This window comes from Bradyrhizobium sp. Leo78, from assembly GCF_059512425.1.
This window is the reverse complement of sequence record NZ_JCAMOT010000001.1, coordinates 382124-399094: the sequence shown is the minus strand read 5'-3', so window position 1 is coordinate 399094 and position 16971 is coordinate 382124. Positions and strand designations below refer to the sequence as shown.

Annotated in this window: 17 protein-coding genes; 13 read left to right on the top strand and 4 right to left on the bottom strand. The window is 66.1% G+C overall.

The features are described 5' to 3' along the window. Positions 1–31 precede the first annotated feature (31 nt). The gene (locus AC5ZG1_RS01785) at positions 32–712 is read left to right on the top strand and encodes a hypothetical protein (protein WP_165435384.1); all 681 of its coding nucleotides are present in this window, start codon (positions 32–34) and stop codon (positions 710–712) included. Beyond that, the gene (gene ubiA, locus AC5ZG1_RS01780; RefSeq protein WP_496131818.1) at positions 709–1635 is read left to right on the top strand and encodes a 4-hydroxybenzoate octaprenyltransferase; all 927 of its coding nucleotides are present in this window, start codon (positions 709–711) and stop codon (positions 1633–1635) included. The genes AC5ZG1_RS01785 and ubiA overlap by 4 nt, the downstream gene beginning before the upstream one ends. Positions 1636–1771: 136 nt before the next feature. On the opposite strand, the gene AC5ZG1_RS01775 is transcribed toward ubiA, so the two are convergent. Then, on the bottom strand, positions 1772–2296 hold the full coding sequence (locus tag AC5ZG1_RS01775; RefSeq protein ID WP_456645889.1) for a DUF6101 family protein: 525 nt from the start codon (positions 2294–2296) through the stop codon (positions 1772–1774). A gap of 249 nt (positions 2297–2545) precedes the next feature. Between AC5ZG1_RS01775 and AC5ZG1_RS01770 the strand changes: the two genes are divergently transcribed. Genes AC5ZG1_RS01770 through lpxK form a run of 6 tightly spaced genes read left to right on the top strand, consistent with a single transcriptional unit; the run spans position 2546 to position 8057 of the window. Continuing rightward, positions 2546–3931, top strand: coding sequence for a TldD/PmbA family protein (locus tag AC5ZG1_RS01770; protein WP_496131817.1), 1386 nt, complete (start codon positions 2546–2548; stop codon positions 3929–3931). Next, on the top strand, positions 3918–4727 hold the full coding sequence (locus tag AC5ZG1_RS01765; protein ID WP_496131816.1) for a 3'(2'),5'-bisphosphate nucleotidase CysQ: 810 nt from the start codon (positions 3918–3920) through the stop codon (positions 4725–4727). Before AC5ZG1_RS01770 ends, AC5ZG1_RS01765 begins: the two co-directional genes overlap by 14 nt. Before the next feature lie 53 nt (positions 4728–4780). Next, positions 4781–5032, top strand: coding sequence for a DUF4170 domain-containing protein (locus AC5ZG1_RS01760; RefSeq protein WP_028166941.1), 252 nt, complete (start codon positions 4781–4783; stop codon positions 5030–5032). Beyond that, complete coding sequence (locus AC5ZG1_RS01755) at positions 5029–5742, top strand: lysophospholipid acyltransferase family protein (protein WP_028166940.1); 714 nt, start codon at positions 5029–5031, stop codon at positions 5740–5742. Before AC5ZG1_RS01760 ends, AC5ZG1_RS01755 begins: the two co-directional genes overlap by 4 nt. After that, complete coding sequence (locus tag AC5ZG1_RS01750; RefSeq protein WP_130227996.1) at positions 5705–7039, top strand: 3-deoxy-D-manno-octulosonic acid transferase; 1335 nt, start codon at positions 5705–5707, stop codon at positions 7037–7039. The genes AC5ZG1_RS01755 and AC5ZG1_RS01750 overlap by 38 nt, the downstream gene beginning before the upstream one ends. Beyond that, a complete protein-coding gene (gene lpxK / locus AC5ZG1_RS01745; RefSeq protein ID WP_496131815.1) occupies positions 7032–8057 on the top strand; it encodes a tetraacyldisaccharide 4'-kinase in 1026 nt (341 codons plus the stop codon). Before AC5ZG1_RS01750 ends, lpxK begins: the two co-directional genes overlap by 8 nt. 108 nt (positions 8058–8165) lie before the next feature. Here the strand turns inward: lpxK and AC5ZG1_RS01740 are convergent, their stop codons facing one another. Then, positions 8166–8390, bottom strand: a complete 225-nt coding sequence (locus tag AC5ZG1_RS01740) for a DUF2093 domain-containing protein (protein WP_028166937.1) — start codon at positions 8388–8390, stop codon at positions 8166–8168. A 186-nt stretch (positions 8391–8576) separates the two neighbouring features. On the opposite strand from AC5ZG1_RS01740, the gene AC5ZG1_RS01735 reads away from it, so the two are divergent. Next, positions 8577–9419, top strand: coding sequence for a dienelactone hydrolase family protein (locus AC5ZG1_RS01735; protein ID WP_165435386.1), 843 nt, complete (start codon positions 8577–8579; stop codon positions 9417–9419). A gap of 125 nt (positions 9420–9544) precedes the next feature. Here AC5ZG1_RS01735 and xseA read toward each other — a convergent pair whose 3' ends face one another. Beyond that, positions 9545–11161, bottom strand: a complete 1617-nt coding sequence (gene xseA / locus AC5ZG1_RS01730) for an exodeoxyribonuclease VII large subunit (protein WP_496131814.1) — start codon at positions 11159–11161, stop codon at positions 9545–9547. A gap of 168 nt (positions 11162–11329) precedes the next feature. On the opposite strand from xseA, the gene purD reads away from it, so the two are divergent. Together purD and AC5ZG1_RS01720 are read left to right on the top strand one after the other, a co-directional pair. Beyond that, positions 11330–12610, top strand: a complete 1281-nt coding sequence (gene purD, locus AC5ZG1_RS01725) for a phosphoribosylamine--glycine ligase (protein ID WP_496131813.1) — start codon at positions 11330–11332, stop codon at positions 12608–12610. A 110-nt stretch (positions 12611–12720) separates the two neighbouring features. Beyond that, a complete protein-coding gene (locus AC5ZG1_RS01720) occupies positions 12721–13626 on the top strand; it encodes an alpha/beta fold hydrolase (RefSeq protein WP_496131812.1) in 906 nt (301 codons plus the stop codon). 95 nt (positions 13627–13721) lie between these two features. Here AC5ZG1_RS01720 and AC5ZG1_RS01715 read toward each other — a convergent pair whose 3' ends face one another. Beyond that, positions 13722–14168 carry a nucleoside deaminase gene (locus tag AC5ZG1_RS01715; RefSeq protein WP_245287490.1) on the bottom strand — a complete coding sequence of 149 codons (447 nt, stop codon included), beginning with the start codon at positions 14166–14168 and terminating at the stop codon, positions 13722–13724. Between the two features lie 136 nt (positions 14169–14304). Here AC5ZG1_RS01715 and AC5ZG1_RS01710 point away from each other — a divergent pair, with 136 nt between their 5' ends. Continuing rightward, positions 14305–16269: a pseudouridine synthase gene (locus AC5ZG1_RS01710; protein ID WP_496131811.1), complete on the top strand. Its 1965-nt coding sequence runs from the start codon at positions 14305–14307 to the stop codon at positions 16267–16269. Between the two features lie 143 nt (positions 16270–16412). After that, on the top strand, positions 16413–16967 hold the full coding sequence (gene rsmD, locus AC5ZG1_RS01705; RefSeq protein ID WP_130230603.1) for a 16S rRNA (guanine(966)-N(2))-methyltransferase RsmD: 555 nt from the start codon (positions 16413–16415) through the stop codon (positions 16965–16967). The last annotated feature ends 4 nt before the right edge of the window (positions 16968–16971 follow it).

The following is a 16971-nucleotide window of genomic DNA, read 5'->3' as shown; positions in this document are numbered from 1 at the left end:
CGTTTGGAAGCCGGCTGCCGGAGAAATATCCTTGATGACCCGCCTGATGGTGTCGCTGACGGTCGCCGCCGTGGTGCTCCACGCCGGCCAGGTTTTTGCGCAGGGCGCGTTTCCCGCGCCGCTGCCCGGTCAGCAGGCCGCAGCGCCTGCCAACGCCTCGCCCTTCCCGCCGGTGAACGGCGGGGTACCTTCCGCGTCGATCGGGGCGCCTTCGGCGTTCCCGAGCCAGGGGGCGGCGCCGATCGGGGGCGGTGGTGCCGGGTTTGCACCGCCACCCTCCCAGTCCGCGGGCGCGGGCCCGTCGGACGCCTGCATGAAGGGCTTCGTCCCCTTGCGCGAGGAGACCGAGCGGCGCGGCAAGCTGATCAAGGCCGCCGGTGAAAAGAAGGCCGGTCCGGACGAGGCCTGCAAGCTGATCGGCAATTACAGCCAGGCCGAGCTGAAGATGATGAAATACGTCAAGGACAACTCGGCGAAGTGCGGAATCCCGCCGCAGATCCTCGAGCAGCTCCAGAACGGCCACAAGAACACCGAGGCGATGCAGAAGAAGGTCTGCGCGGTGGCGCAGCAGATGGCAACGCAACAGGCGCGCGGGCCGGCTGGCCCCACCTTGAGCGAAGTGCTGGGTTCGGCCTCCGCGCCCGAAGCAGTGCCGACGCGCAAGGGCGGCAGCACCTTTGACACGCTGAACGGCAACGTGCTGTCGCGATGAGCGACGTCACCGCCCGCGTTGCCGATGCGACCGGCAACTGGGTCGACAGCCACGCGCCGCCCTGGTCGCGGCCCTACTTGCGTCTCTCCCGCTTCGACCGGCCAATCGGCTCGTGGCTTCTGTTGATGCCGTGCTGGTGGTCAGCGGCGCTCGCCGCCGGCATCGCCCATGACCGTCAGCAGCTCCCGCTTGCCATCGTTCTGTTCTTCATCGGCGCCTTCGTGATGCGCGGCGCGGGCTGCACCTGGAACGACATCACGGATCGCAATCTCGATGCGAAAGTGGAGCGCACGCGGTCGCGGCCGATTCCGGCGGGGCAGGTGAGCGTGACGCAGGCGCTGATCTTCCTGGTCGCCCAGGCGCTGATCGGTCTCGTGGTGCTGCTGCAGTTCAATCGCTTTGCGGTCGCGACCGGCATCGCCTCGCTCGTCATCGTCGCAATCTATCCCTTCATGAAGCGCATCACGTGGTGGCCGCAGGTGGTGCTGGGACTCGCCTTCTCCTGGGGCGCTCTGATGGGGTTTGCCGTCATCCTCGAGCGCATCGATCTGACAGCGCTTGCGCTCTATGCCGGCTCGATCTCCTGGGTGATCGGCTACGACACCATCTACGCGCATCAGGACGCCGAGGACGACGCGCTGATCGGCATCAAGTCGACCGCACGCCTGTTCGGCGCGGCCACGCACAAGGCGCTCGTGGTGTTCTATTCGCTCGCGGTGGTCCTGATCGGCATAGCGCTCGTGCTGGCTGGCGCGCACTGGTTCGCGTGGATCGGCCTCGCCGCCTTCGCGTTGCATCTGGCGATCCAGATCAGACGGCTTGACATCAGCGATCCCGCCTTGTGCCTGCGCGTCTTCAAGTCCAACCGCGACGCCGGCCTCATCCTGTTCGCCGGATTGCTCGCTGACGCCGTGATGCGCTGACGCTTCCCCGGTCATTCCGGGGCGCCGCGAAGCGGCGAACCCGGAATCCATCGGGCCGCATGTGCTGGTGTTGAAATGGATTCCGGGCTCGCCGCTTCGCGGCGCCCCGGAATGACGGTGTGTGTTGTAGCGGAGCTCAATCCCGCGCGATGATCTCGCGCTCGCCGCGATGGACATTCCCCGCATCGAGCGGGCGGCCACGGCGGCGGCGTACCAGGAAGCGCGGGCGGCGCGTGTGGATGACGTTGCGGCGCCTGCGCCGGGCTGCAGGCTCGCGCGGCGCTTGCTCGCTGAGTTGCGGCAGGCGGAGCACGTCGCTCCACATCTGCCAGGCGCTTTCGATCTCGTCGCGATCGGAACTGACGCCAAGCGGGATTGCGAGCGACGGATCGCGGTGGACGAGCGTCAGCATCTGCTCGTCGCCCAAATCGCGCAACGCGACGCCGATGAAGTCGCAGACGCGAACATTGATCGCCATCCGCATGCCCTTGACGGCACGGCGCAGCACGACGCGTTCGTGGTGAAGTTCAACCTGCCGCATGCCGCCATCCGCGCGGATATCCTGCGCATGGAAGCTGAGCGGAAGAGAAAGCGGGTCGAGCCGTTGCACACGGCCCGACCCGGCGGGGTTGAGCCCGCCTGTTGCTGTTTGACGCCTCACGGCTTTATCTCCCCGCCGGGATTATGTTCCCGGTCGATGCGCGAGACCTTAGCGCAGCCGTTTCCCGATCAGCTTAAGAAGGCTGGTTAAAGAGACGTCAAAGGCGCGCATGCTTGACAAGACCTTGCCGCGCTCGAGCAATTCTTCTTCATCGCGCGGCAAAACGCTTGAAATCGCTGCAAATCCGGCCCACTTGGTGGGTTTGGCGCGCCGCGCTGCGTTGAGCCCTTCAATGTCAGGAATCTGTTCGTGAACCCTTCACCCTCGCTTGCCGAAAAGTCCGCGACCGACCTGTTCGACCAGTCGGTTTTGAGTGAACTGGCGCAGCGTCTTGTCGAGGCCGCCAAGCGCGCCGGCGCGGATGCGGCGGATGCGATCGCGGTGCGCGGCGTTTCGCAAGGCGTTGAGGTGCGCGACGGGCGCGTCGAGGAGTCCGAGCGCTCCGAAGGCGACGATGTCGGCCTGCGCGTGCTGGTCGGTCAGCGCCAGGCGGTGGTCTCCACCAATGATGTCACTGGCGACGGGATCGCCAAGCTTGCCGAGCGCGCGGTCGCGATGGCGCGCGTTGCGCCCGATGACAAATATGTCGGGCTTGCGGATCCTGCGCTGCTGGCGCGCGACTTCCCCGCTCTCGACCTGCTCGATCGCAACGTGCCCTCGACCGCGGAACTCGAACGCCGCGCCACCGAGGCGGAAGCGGCGGCGCTCGCGGTGAATGGCGTGACCAAATCCGGCGGCGCGTCGGCTTCCTCCGGCATCGGCGGCATGGTGCTGGTGACCTCGACCGGTTTCCATGGTTCCTACCTGCGCTCGAGCCACGGCATCTCGATGACCGCGATCTCGGGCGAGGGCACCGGCATGGAGCGCGACTATGATTTCACGAGCGCGTTGCATGCATCCGATCTTGCTTCGCCTGCGAGTGTCGGCCGCAAGGCGGGCGAGCGCGCGGTGGCGCGCACCAATCCGCGCAAGGTCGAGACCTGCAAGGTGCCCGTCGTCTACGATCCACGCGTTGCGAACTCGATCGTCGGCCATCTCGTCGGCGCCATCAACGGTGCATCGATCGCGCGCAAGACCAGTTTCCTGAAGGATCGTCTCGGCCAGCAATTGTTCGCGAGCAATATCCGCATCATCGACGATCCTTTGCGGGTGCGCGGCCTGCGCTCGCAGACCTTCGATGCCGAAGGCGTCAAGGTGAAGAAGACCGCCCTGATCGATGACGGCGTTCTGACCACCTGGCTGCTCGATTGCGCCACCGCGCGCGAGCTCGGCATGGTGACGACGGGACACGCGCATCGCGGCGTCTCCTCGGTGCCGTCGCCGGGGGCCTATAATCTGCATCTCGAGCCCGGCTCGGCGACGCCGAAGGAATTGATCGCCGATATCAAGCAGGGCTTTTATGTCACCGACCTGATCGGTTCGGGCGTCAACGGCGTGACCGGCGACTACAGCCGCGGCGCCTCGGGCTTCTGGATCGAGAACGGCGAGATCACCTATGCCGTGAGCGAAGTGACCATCGCAGGCCATCTGCTGGCGATGTTCAAATCGCTGGTCGCCGCGAACGATCTGGAATTCCGCTACAGCGTGAACGCGCCGACCCTGCGCATCGAGGGACTGACGCTTGGCGGACGCTGATACGGACGACGGGATCCTGGCGCGCGACGCCGCGCTGCTGGCGGAGGCGGTGCGGGAAGCAGGGGCGCTGGCGCTCTCGCTATTTCGCACCGAATTGAAGAACTGGATCAAGGGCGCCTCATCGCCGGTGTCGGAGGCCGATATTGCGGTCAATGACCTGCTGGAGCAGCGCCTGCGCTCGGCAACGCCCGATTATGGCTGGCTATCGGAGGAGAGCGCCGATGACCAGGCACGGCTTGGCAAGCGTCTGGTATGGATCGTCGATCCCATCGACGGCACACGTTCCTATCTGGCCGGGCGCGAGGACTGGTGCGTCAGCGTGGCGCTGGTTGAAAATGCCGCGCCCGTGCTGGCGGCGGTATTCGCACCCGCCAGCAAGGAGTTCTTTTTCGCCGCGCGCGGGCAGGGCAGCACGCGCAATGGCATCGCGATGCGCGCGACCGCGGGCACCGATCTCGATTTCTCTCGCATGGCCGGCCCGAAGCCGCTCCTGCAGCGATTGAGCCCTTCGACGCAGGAAATCACGTTGCATCCGCGAATCGGTTCGCTGGCGCTCCGGCTATGCCGGGTCGCGCATGGTGAGCTCGATGCGGCCTTCGCAGGCGGCAATAGTCACGATTGGGATCTTGCGGCGGCGAATTTGATCGTGCAGGAAGCGGATGGTAAGATGACGGCACTCTCGGGGGATGCGATTGAGTATAATCGCCGGGAGCTGGCGCATGGGGTGCTGGTGGCAGCGGGACATGATCGTCATGCACGTATTGTCGAGCATTTTCGCAACCGCCCGTTGCACTGACCGCCGCGCGCCGCAGGACTTGCCTGCCGGGCATCTCATCAGGAAAAACGATTATGTCAGATAGTGCCCAGCCGCAGCAATTGTTGCATCTCGTCATCGGTGGCGAGCTGATCGACCTCCAGCACAACACCTTCAAGGATCTCGATAAGGTCGAGATCGTCGGCGTATATCCCAACTACGCCAGCGCCCACGTGGCCTGGAAGGCGAAGGCGCAGCAGACCGTGGACAACGCCCACATGCGCTATTTCATCGTCCACCTCCATCGGCTGCTCGATCCGGGTCAAGACACAAAGCCCTCCCTTTGAAACGACTGATTCGCGATTTCCTGCGCAGCGGCCTCGTGCAGCGTGCGCTGGGCCTGCTTGCGGCCGAATATCTGCGGCTGGTCTGGCTGACCAACAGGTTCAGCCTTGAGCCGCCTGACGTCTACGAGCAGGTGGAACCGCAGATGCCCTGCATCTTCGTGTTCTGGCACGGCCAGCACCTGATGACCCCCTTCATCCGGATCAGGGGAAACCATCGCGCCAAGGTCCTGATCTCCCGGCACCGGGACGGCGAGTTCAACGCGATCGCGGCCGAGCGGCTCGGCGTCGGCACCATCAGGGGGTCGGGGGACCATTCCGGCGGCTTCCATCGCAAAGGGGGCGTCGGCGCTTTCAGGGAGATGCTGCAGGCGCTGGAGGACAAGTGGAACGTCGCGACCACCGCCGACGTGCCCAAGCGCGCCCGGGTCGCCGGCCTCGGCATCATCATGCTGGCCCGCGAGTCGGGCCGGCCGATCATGCCCTTTGCCATGGTGACCAGCCGGTTCATCCGGTTGAAAAACTGGGATTCCACCACCATCAATTTGCCATTCGGAAGGGGCGCATTGGTGGGCATCGATTCCGTGGAGGTGCCGCCCGACGCCGACGCAGAGACCATGGAAACGCTGCGGCTCAGGGTGGAGGCCTTGCTGAACGAAGCGACCCGAAAGGCCTATGCGGTCGTCGGGCGTCCGGAGGGAGCGCTTGGCTAACTCGCTGCCGATGACGTTGCGGGTCTACCAAAGACTGTCGTCCGCGATGGTGCCGCTCGCGCCTGCGCTGATCCGGCGGCGGCTGAAGCTCGGCAAGGAGGATCCGGCCCGCGTCGGCGAACGGCGCGGCGTCAGCGCCGATGTGCGACCGCACGGGCCGCTGGTATGGATCCATGGCGCCAGCGTCGGCGAGGTGCTGGCGGCGGCGGCGCTGATCGAGAAGCTGCGCGAGCTCAATTTGCGCATCCTGCTCACCTCCGGCACCGTCACCTCGGCGGCGATCGTTGCCAAGCGCTTTCCGCCCGACGTCATCCATCAATATGTGCCCTATGATTCCCCGCGCTTTGTCGCGCGCTTCCTCGATCACTGGCGGCCGTCGCTGGCACTGTTCATCGAGTCGGATCTCTGGCCGAACCTGATTCTTTCGAGCTCCGCGCGCCGCTTGCCGATGGTGCTGATCAACGGACGAATGTCGCAGCGCTCGTTTCCGCGCTGGCAGCGGATGTCGCACACGATCTCGGCCCTGCTCGATCGCTTCGATATCTGCCTGGCCCAGTCGGGAATGGACGCCGAGCGCTTTGCGGCGCTCGGCAGTCGCAACGTCGTCATCACCGGCAACCTCAAGCTCGACGTCGCGGCGCCGCCGGCCGATCCTGCGAAGCTGGAGCGGCTGATGGCGGTGACGCGCGGCCGCCCGATTGTGGTCGCAGCCTCCACCCATCCCGGCGAGGAAGAGCAGCTCGTGGAAGCGCATCGCGCGCTTGCGGGATTCTTTCCCTCGCTGCTCACGGTGATCGTGCCGAGGCACCCGGATCGCGGCGAGGCGGTCGCGCGCGTCGTCGATGGCGCCGGCCTGCACAGCGCGCTGCGGTCGCGCGAGGAGCTGCCGATTGCGACCACCGACGTCTATGTCGCCGACACCATGGGCGAGCTCGGCCTGTTCTATCGATTGGCGCCGATCGTGTTCATGGGCGGTTCGCTGGTTCCGCACGGCGGCCAGAACCCGATCGAGGCCGTGAAGCTTGGCGCAGCGATCGTGCACGGCCCGCACGTCTTCAATTTCACCGACGTCTATGAGGCGCTCGATCGTGCCGGCGGTGCGCGGCGTGCCGAGACGCAGGAAGCGCTGGTGAAGCAGCTCGGCCAGTTGCTGGACGATGCCAAGGCGCGCGAAGCCTCGCTGGGGGCGGCCGAACATGTGGTGCGGCAGCTCGGCGGCGCGCTGGAGCGAACACTTGGGGCGCTCGAGCCGTATCTCTTGCAGTTACGGATCGAGATGGGAGCCGCCAATGCGTGAGCCGGCCTTCTGGCACGGTCCGGCATCCCTAAAATCGCATCTGTTGCAACCGCTCGCCACGCTCTATGGCGCCATCGCCGCCAGACGTATGCAGCGCAAGGGGATCGACGCCGGCATTCCCGTGCTCTGCGTCGGCAATTATCACACGGGCGGCGCCGGCAAGACGCCGACCGTGCTGGCGCTGGCAAAGCTGCTGCGCGAACTCGGGGACGTGCCTGTTGTGCTCAGCCGCGGCTATGGTGGCCAGTTGCGCGGGCCGGTGCAGGTCGATCCTGCCAAACATTCCGCCGCCGATGTCGGCGATGAACCGCTGATGCTGGCCGAGCGGCTGCCGGTCGTGGTCGCGCGCGACCGTGCCGAAGGCGTCGCGCTGGTGAAGTCGCTGGGAGCGACCGTACTGGTGATGGATGACGGCTTCCAGAATCCGGCGGTCGCGAAGGATGCCTCGATCATCGTGATCGACAGCCACCGCGGCCTCGGCAATGGAAAGGTGTTTCCGGCCGGCCCGTTGCGCGCGCCGCTGTCGCCGCAGGTTGCGCGTACCGACGCGCTCGTCGTGGTCGGCGGCGGCCCTGCCGCGAAGATGCTGGCGACCGAACTCACGGTGCGCGGAAAGCCTGTGCTGCCGGCGCGGCTGCGGCCGGACGATGCATCGCTTGCGTCGCTCCAGGGCCGGCGCGTGCTCGCCTTTGCCGGCATTGGCGATCCCGCGCGCTTCTTCAACACCCTCCGCAACAGCGGCGTCGACGTCATCAAAGAGAGTGCGTTCCCCGATCACCACGTGTTCTCGAAGGCTGACATCGATAGCCTGGTGTCGCAGGCGAGAGGCGATGGGCTGACATTGGTGACCACGGAAAAGGATCTGGCGCGGCTCAAGCAGCGCGGAGAGCTGCCTGTCTGGGCGCAGGCGGTGGTGCGGTTCGCGGTGACGCTGGAGTTCGAGGATGCAGCATCGCTGCGAAAGTTCGTCTCAGACAGCCTGTCCAAGGCGCGCGAAAACAGGTTCGGTAGTTCGTAGCCCGGGTGGAGCGAAGCGCAACCCGGGACATCCCCGTCAGCAATTGAGAGCGGTCCCGGGTTACGCTGGCGCTCCACCCGGGCTACGGCAGTGCCATCTATGGCAGCGCTATCCCTGCTTCAGTGCAGCGGGAAAATGCCGCTGCAGCACCGCGGTCGGGGTGGCATAGGCCTCCTGCAGATCGACGCTCCAGTACTTCAGCTCGTCGAGCGGGATCCGTACGTCCGTGAGGGCGCAGCGCACATAGGTTCCGGGCGAGACCACGCGGAAATCGCCATCCAGATATTGCACCTGTGCTTCGCCATGACCCGAGGGACCAAACTTGTTCAGCACTATGAAACTCTCCGCCCGGCCTTAACACGAGGCCTCGTTGGGGTTGCGGTTTTTACCTACCATAAATAGGCTGTAATGTCCGCAGCTTAAACCACCGACTTGTGATGAATTGCAGCCATGCTGCATGATAGTTTGACAGCCCTGGTCCGCTCGGTCAGCAGCGCCACCATGATCCGGCCAATTGAGATGCGGTTTTTGTCAGCAGCCATTTTCCTGACGTTCGTTGCTGTGGCTTCCGCCGCGACGGCCGCGCCGCTGCCTGCGCCGCATCAGGTCGATATTCCTGCCACCAATCTCACGTTGCACGCGCAGCTCTACAAGCCCGACGGCGATGGCCCGTTTCCGACCGTGATTGCGCTGCATGGCTGCGGCGGTCTCGCCGGGCGTTCGGAGCCGGTCTTGCCGCGCTACCGCGACTGGGCGGAACAATTGCTCAAGGCTGGCCACGCCGTGCTGTTGCCCGACAGCTACGGCTCGCGCGAGGTCGGCCCGCAATGCCGCGTCAAGGACCGGGAACGGCATGTGCTGGCGCGCCGCGAGCGGGTCGCCGATATCATGGCGGCGCGGCAATGGCTGATGCAGCAGCCTTGGGTGGCGCATGAGCGCATCAGCCTGATCGGCTGGGCCAATGGCGCCAGTGCGCTGTTGTGGGCCGTGCGGCCGCAACTTCCCTCGCGCAGCACCGAGCCGGATTTCCGCTCGGCGATTGCGTTCTATCCGGATTGCCGGCTGTCCTCCAGGCTCGGCTGGAGCACGCGGGTGCCGACCTTGGTCATGATCGGCGCCAACGATGATGTCAGTTCTCCGCCGGCCTGCCACCAGATGGTCGACGGCGCGCGAGGCCGCAGCGCGCTGGCTCGGATCATCACCTATCCCGGCGCCTATCACGACTTCGATCTCGCCAACCTGCCGCTGCGGGCGATTGCCGGAACAGCCGATGCCGCGATGCCCGAGGTCGGCCACATCGGCACCGATGCGGAGGCGCGCACCGACGCGCAGAAGCAAGTCGCCGCCTGGCTCTCGCGTTAGTGCCAGGTGAGGGCTCTCTTTCCCCACTGCCGTAGCCCGGGTGAAGCGCCCGCGTAACCCGGGGCCGCTCGCAACGCGGACACAGGTGTCCCGGGTTACGCGTTCCGCTCCACCCGGGCTACAGACTAGAACAGGCTGCCCTGGTCGACCGGCTTTACGAGCCGCTTCGGCGCGGGTTTCGACTCGCGCGTGACCGGCTTCGGCTCAGGCGCCGGTGCCGCGATGGCGGGGCGATCGCCATCGGCGGTAGCAGCCACGCGGCCGTCGGCGAATTCGATCGACAGAAGTGCATTCGGCGCGACGCTGGCCGCGGCATGTACCGGATGTCCCGCTTCGTCGCGCACCAGGGCAAAGCCGCGCGCCAGCACGCTGCGATAGGAGAGCGCCGCCAGCAATTTTCCGCTCTGGCCGACGCGTGCATCTAACCGCTGCAGCAGCGTGACAATGGCGCGCTGCGCGCGCTCGGCGAGCCGATGGGTGCGTTCGCGCTGCCGTGCGATCGCGTTCCGCTGCGCCTGTGCATTGGCGAGCTTGGACGCCTTGAAGCGAACCTCCAGCCCCGTAAAGCGCTCGCGCCGGCTGCGCAGCAGTGAGCGTGCCGAGAGCGCGATGCGCTCGCCCGAGACGGTCAGGCGCTGCCTGGCATGCGAAATCTGCCCGTGCAGCACACGCAGCGTCAGCCGGCCGCTGGTGGAGGCGAAACGGCGGAAATGCGCGTGCGTGTTTGCCTTCAATCCGCGCGGCAATGCTGCGCCGAGATGGTCGAGCCGCTGCCGCGGGATCGCCAACAGCTCGCTCGGCGCCGGCAGCGCGCGCGCCGCGGCCCGCAGTTCGTTGCGGCGGGCCTCCTGGCCGCGCTGCCAGCACACGGAGACACGCCGGGCCAGTGCAGCGACTTCGGTGAGCAGTTCGCTGCGCACCGGCACCGCCATCTCGGCGGCCGCCGTCGGCGTCGGCGCCCGCTTGTCGGCGGCGAAATCGATCAGCGTGATGTCGGTCTCATGGCCCACGGCCGAGATCAGCGGGATCATGCTGTCGGCGGCGGCGCGAACCACGATCTCCTCATTGAAGGACCAGAGGTCTTCGAGCGAACCGCCGCCGCGCGCGACGATCAAAAGATCGGGTCGCGGAATCCTTCCGCCTTCGGGGAGTGCGTTGAAGCCGCGGATCGCGGCGGCGACCTGCTCGGCGGAGCCGTCGCCCTGCACCTTTACCGGCCACACCAGCACGCGGCGCGGAAAGCGGTCTTCCAGGCGATGCAGGATATCGCGGATCACCGCGCCGGTCGGCGAGGTGACGACGCCGATCACTTCCGGCAGCCAGGGCAGGAGCTGCTTGCGCGCCTCGTCGAACAGGCCCTCGGCGGCGAGCTTCTTCTTGCGCTCCTCCATCAGCGCCATCAGCGCGCCGATGCCGGCCGGCTCCAACGCCTCGATCACGATCTGGTATTTGGAGGAGTTCGGATAGGTCGTGAGCTTGCCGGTCGCGATGACCTCGAGCCCCTCCTGGGGCTTGAAGCGCATGCGGGCGTGGGCGAACTTCCAGATCACCGCCTCGATCTTGGCGTTCTCGTCCTTCAGCGCGAAATAGCAATGGCCGGAGGAATGCGGGCCCCGGAAGCCCGTGATCTCGCCGCGGACCCGGACATGGCCGAACCGGTCCTCCACCGTTCGCTTCAGCGCGGAGGACAGTTCCGAGACGGTGAATTCGGGCGCGTTGAGCAGATTCGGTGCGGCGGTCATCACTTGTTAGAATCGGGCTTTTTAGGCGCGGGCGCAAGGTCCTGGGATGCCAACCAGCCCGTCAGGCCACATATCCACATCAGAGCGGAGCCATTCCTTGCGGCGGCGTGATGCCGTGCTAAACCGTCGCGCTACGGCGCGGCAACCCTTAATTCTGACTGCAATCGCATGAACATTCTCCTGATCGGTTCCGGCGGCCGCGAACATGCGCTGGCGTGGAAGATCGCCGCCTCTCCATTGGTGACAAAGCTGTGGTGCGCCCCGGGCAACGCCGGGATCGCGCGCGAGGCTGAATGCGTGGCGCTCGATGTCGCCGATCATTCCGCCGTGATTGAGTTCTGCAGGCGCAACGCCGTCGATCTCGTCGTGGTCGGTCCGGAGATCCCGCTCGCCGCGGGGATCGTGGATGATCTCGCTGCCGCCGGCATCAAGGCGTTCGGCCCGAGCAGGCTCGCGGCGCAGCTTGAGGGGTCCAAGGGGTTCACCAAGGACCTCTGCAGCGAGTTCAACATTCCAACCGGTGCCTACCGCCGCTTTGACAATGCCGATGATGCGCTGGCCTACGTGCGGGCGCAGGGCGCGCCGATCGTGGTCAAGGCCGACGGGCTCGCGGCGGGCAAGGGCGTCGTGGTCGCCAAAACGCTGGATGAGGCGGAAGCGGCGATCGCGATGATGTTCGAGGGCGGATTCGGCTCGGCTGGCGCTGAGGTCGTGATCGAGGAGTTCCTGTCCGGCCGCGAGATCAGCTTCTTCGCGCTGTGCGACGGCGAGACCGCAATCCCGCTTGCCTCCGCGCAGGACCACAAGCGCGTGTTCGATCACGATGAGGGGCCGAACACCGGCGGCATGGGCGCCTATTCGCCGACGCCGTTCGTGACGCCTGAGATCCACGACCAGATCATGGCGCGGATCATCCTGCTGACCGTTGCCGGCATGAAGCAACGCGGCACGCCGTTCCGCGGCGTGCTCTATGCCGGCGTGATGCTGACGGAGCAGGGCCCGAAACTGTTCGAATACAACGTCCGCTTCGGCGATCCCGAATGCCAGGTGCTGATGCTACGGATGATGTCCGACATCGTGCCGGCCTTCCTCGCTGCTTGTGACGGGCAGCTCAAGAATTTTGACCTGCGCTGGTTCCCCGAGCCGGCGCTGACGGTGGTGATGGCGGCGAAGGGCTATCCCGGCGATTACAAGAAGGGCACGCGCATCGAAGGGCTCGACGAGGCCGCTCAGATCGAGGGCGTCGAGATCTTCCATGCCGGCACGGTCGAGAAGGATGGCGCCATCCTCGCCAATGGCGGCCGCGTGCTCAACATCTGCGCGTCGGGCAACACCGTCACTGAGGCCAAGCGGCGCGCCTACGCCGCGATTGACCGCATCCACTGGCCGGACGGCTTTTGCCGCCGCGATATCGCCTGGCAGGCGGTGGAGGCCGAGAAGGGCGTCTGACGAACTCGTCATACGCGGGCTTGACCCGCGTATCCATCTCCAAAGAATCTCTTGGTAGGATGGATTGCCGGTCAGGCCCGGCAATGACACCGCCGCAGGAGTGTTCGCGAATGTCCGATCTCGCCGATCTGTTTCCCGGTTATGCCTCTGAATGGATCAATACGTCCTCCGGCCGCATCTTCGCGCGTGTCGGCGGCAAGGGGCCGCCGCTGCTGTTGCTGCATGGCTTCTCGTCCACGCATGTGATGTGGCATCCGGTGGCGCCAAAGCTCGACGACAAATTTACGCTGATCATCGCCGACCTGCCGGGCTATGGCTGGTCCGACATGCCTGACAGCGACAAGGACCACACGCCCTATACCAAGCGTGCGATGGCGAAGACGATGATCGAGGCCATGGAGAAGCTCGGCCATGTACAATTCGCGCTGGCCGGTCACGACCGCGGCGGCCGCGTCTCCTATCGGCTGGCGCTCGACCATCCGGGCCGGCTATCGAAGCTCGCGGTGCTCGATATCCTGCCGACCTATAATTACTGGGAGCGCATCAACCGGCTCTATGCGCTGAAGATCTATCACTGGACCTTCCTGGCGCAGCCGGCCCCGTTTCCGGAGACGCTGATCCTGGGCGCGCCGGATTTCTTCCTGAAGCACAAGATGGCGAGCCAGACCAAATCGAAAACGCTGGATGCCATCGATCCGCGCGCGCTGGAGCATTATCTGGCGCCGTTCCGCGATCCCTCGCGCGTGCATGCGATGTGCGAGGATTACCGCGCCGGTGCTTATGCCGATTACGAGATCGACAAGGCGGACTTCGAGGCGGGCAAGAAGATCACGATCCCGATGCTGGCGCTGTGGGGCGATGCCGGGATCGCGAGTGCCGCGGCGACGCCGCTCGACACCTGGAAGCAGTGGGCGACCAATGTCAGCGGCGCGCCGGTCGATTCCGGGCATTTCCTGACGGAAGAGAATCCGGAAGTGACGGGGACGCTGCTGCGAGAGTTTTTTCTAGCGGGATGACGCCTGTCATTGCGAGGAGCAAAGCGACGAAGCAATCCATGCCTCCGCAAGTGGCGCGATGGATTGCTTCGCTCCGCTGGCAATGACGGGTGGGGCTACCGCCGCTCCCGAAAGAACTCGCGTAGTAGCGCCGCGGCCTCTCGCTCGCCGATGGCGGGATAGATTTCCGGCCGGTGGTGGCAGGTGGGCTGCGAGAAGAACCGCACGCCGGATTCGACGGCGCCGCCCTTGGGGTCGGCCGCGCCGTAATAGAGCCGGCGGATGCGGGCGAACGAGATCGCGGCGGCGCACATGGTGCAGGGCTCGAGCGTGACATAGAGGTCGCAATCCACCAATCGCTCGGTGCCGATCGCCTCGGCGGCCTGCCGGATCGCCAAAATCTCGGCATGCGCGGTCGGGTCGCGGTCGGTGAGGGTCCGGTTGCCCGCGGTGGCGATCACGTCGTAGCCTCGCACGATCACGCAGCCGATCGGAACTTCGCCGGCGTTTCCGGCGTTTTTGGCGGTTTTCAGCGCCAAATCCATGAAAGAAGGGGCAGTCATGCCTCGTATCATCGCAAGAAACCTGCTACTAGCTGCGCCTTCAGCAACAGTGGACACCCGGCTTTGCAAGAGATGCGGCCCGATAGCGGCGCACGCAAATGCCTTTTTGACCGACATTTGAGAAGTGAGACCTTTCATGCCCCGCGACCGCGACAAACACAACGACTCCCCGCGCGGCCGGCGGGACCGGCCCCCCGGCAAGAGCCGTTCCGGCGCGGCGCGCGGGCCGGAGAAAAAGTTCGCCAAGCGCGGCTATGGGCGGGACCGGGACGAGGGTGAGAAGCGTTCGTTTGGCGGCAAGCGCGAGGATCGCCCGTTCCGCCGCCGCGAGGAGGGCGATGCGCCGCGCCGCGAGTTTGGCGACCGACCGCGCTTCAAGCGCGACGACCGCCCGCGCGAGGATCGCGGCGAGCGCACCTTCAAGCCGCGCGGCGATCGTCCGAAATTCGGTCGCGATGATCGCGCGCCGCGCGATGATGCCCGACCGGCCGGCCGCTTTTCGGACCGGAAGTTCGGCGACAGGAAGCCATACGCTTCACGCGACCGCGACGGCGAGAAGCGACCGTTCCGCGAGCGCGGTGAGGGTCCTCGCGGCGAACGCTCATTTGGCGAGCGTTCCGAGAGAAAATTTGGTGGCGACAAGAAATTCTCCCGCGGCGGGGATCGCAAGAGCGACCACGGACCGCGCAAGAATTTCGGCGACCGTCCGCCGCGTGGCGAGTCCAAGCCGTGGGAGAAGCGCGAGCGCGATTTCGACCGGCCGAAGTTCGACAAGCCGCGCTATGACCGGCCGCGCGACGATCGTGGCGGCGACGAGCGCCCGCGCTTTTCGCGCTCGCGCGACGACCGTCAGCAGGGCGATCGTCCATTCCGTGAGCGGCCGAAATTCGATCGCCCGCGCGAGCGCGATGATCGCAAGTTCGATCGTCGCAGCGAGCGCCCCGAGGGGCGGACCGATTGGCAGGAGCATCCGCGCAGCGAAGGCCGTTTCGGCGATCGTCCGCGCCGCGACAATGAGGATGACAGCAAGATCTTTGCGAAGCGCCCGGCCTTCGGCGGCCGCGGCGCCTATCGCGAACGTCCGGCGGACTTCGAGAGGCGGCCGCGTCCGGAGCCGAAGCCGAAAAAGTCCGGCGAGCGGATTGCAAAAGTGCTGGCGCGTGCCGGCCTGGCCTCACGCCGCGATGCCGAGGAGATGGTGACGCAGGGCCGCGTCACCGTGAACGGCCGCGTCATCAATTCGCCGGCCCTCGACGTCACCGCGAACGATGTCGTCGCCGTCGACGGCAAGCCGTTACCGCCGCGCGAGCGGACGCGATTGTTCATGTATCACAAGCCGCGCGGCCTGATGACGACCCATGACGATCCCGAAGGGCGTCCGACCGTGTTCGACAATCTGCCCGAAGGCCTGCCGCGGCTGATCAGCGTCGGCCGGCTCGATTTCAACACCGAGGGATTGCTGCTGCTCACCAATGACGGCGGCCTCGCGCGCGTGCTCGAACTGCCCGACACCGGCTGGCTGCGCCGCTATCGCGTCCGCGCCCATGGCGAGGTGACGCAGGCGCAGCTCGATGAACTGAAGAAGGGCGTTGAGGTCGAGGGCGTCAAATACGGTCCGATCGAGGCGACGCTGGAGCGCGACCAGGGCTCGAACGTCTGGCTGGTGTTCGCGATCCGCGAGGGCAAGAACCGCGAGGTGCGCAATGTGATGGCGCATCTCGGCCTCGAGGTGAACCGGCTGATCCGGATCTCCTACGGTCCGTTCCAGCTCGGCGAGCTCGAGGAAGGCAAGGTCGATGAGGTCAAGACACGGGTGCTGCGCGAGCAGCTCGGCGAGAAGGTCGCCAAGCTTGCGGGCGCCGACTTCGCCCGGCCAGAGCACCATGCCGGCGGTGACGACGATGCGCCAGGTGACAGGAAGCCGCCCAAAAGCAAGCGCGCGGTGATTGCCGACAGCAAGGGCCGCCGCGTGCTGGTGCAGCGCTCCGGCAGCGAGGAGGCGCGCATTCGTAACGAGGAAGAGAATGCCGGCTACGGCCCGCCGCGCCGCGTCAAGCGCGCCTATCACGGCAAGCGCGACCTGAAGCCGAAGGACGAGTAGGCGGGCCGATGCGTAGCGGCAATCGGTCCGCTCTCAGTGCTTCGTCATGGCCGGGCTTGACCCGGCCATCCACGGCTTTCTCGCGCCGCGGACTGAAGCACGTGGATGCCCGGGTCGAGCCCGGGCATGACGGAGAGTTGTGAATGCGCGTCGTCGGGGGACGATTGAAGGGCCGCAACCTGGCCGCGCCATCTTCGCGCGACATTCGCCCGACCGCGGATCGATTGCGCGAGTCCGTGTTCAACATCCTCGTCCACGCCTATGACGATCCGATTGAGGGCGCGCGGGTGCTGGACCTCTTTGCCGGCACCGGCGCGCTCGGCATCGAGGCGGTGTCGCGCGGCGCGAAGTTCGCGCTGTTCGTCGACAACGGCGCCGAAGCCCGCGCGCTGCTGCGTAACAATGTGGAGTCGCTGGGCCTCGGCGGCGTGACAAAAGTATTCCGCCGCGACGCCACCAATCTCGGGCCTGCGCATCCCGTCGAGCCGTTCTCGCTGGTGTTCCTCGATCCGCCCTATGGCAAGGGATTGGCGGATAAGGCGCTGGCGTCCTTACGCGACGGTACGTGGCTGACGCCGGGCGCGCTCGTGGTGGTGGAAGAGGCGAAGGCCGCCGCATTCGCCGCGCCTGACGGATTCGAGGAGCTGGAGCGCCGCGCCTACGACGACACCGAGTTCGTGTTCTTGAAGGTGCCGTAGGGTG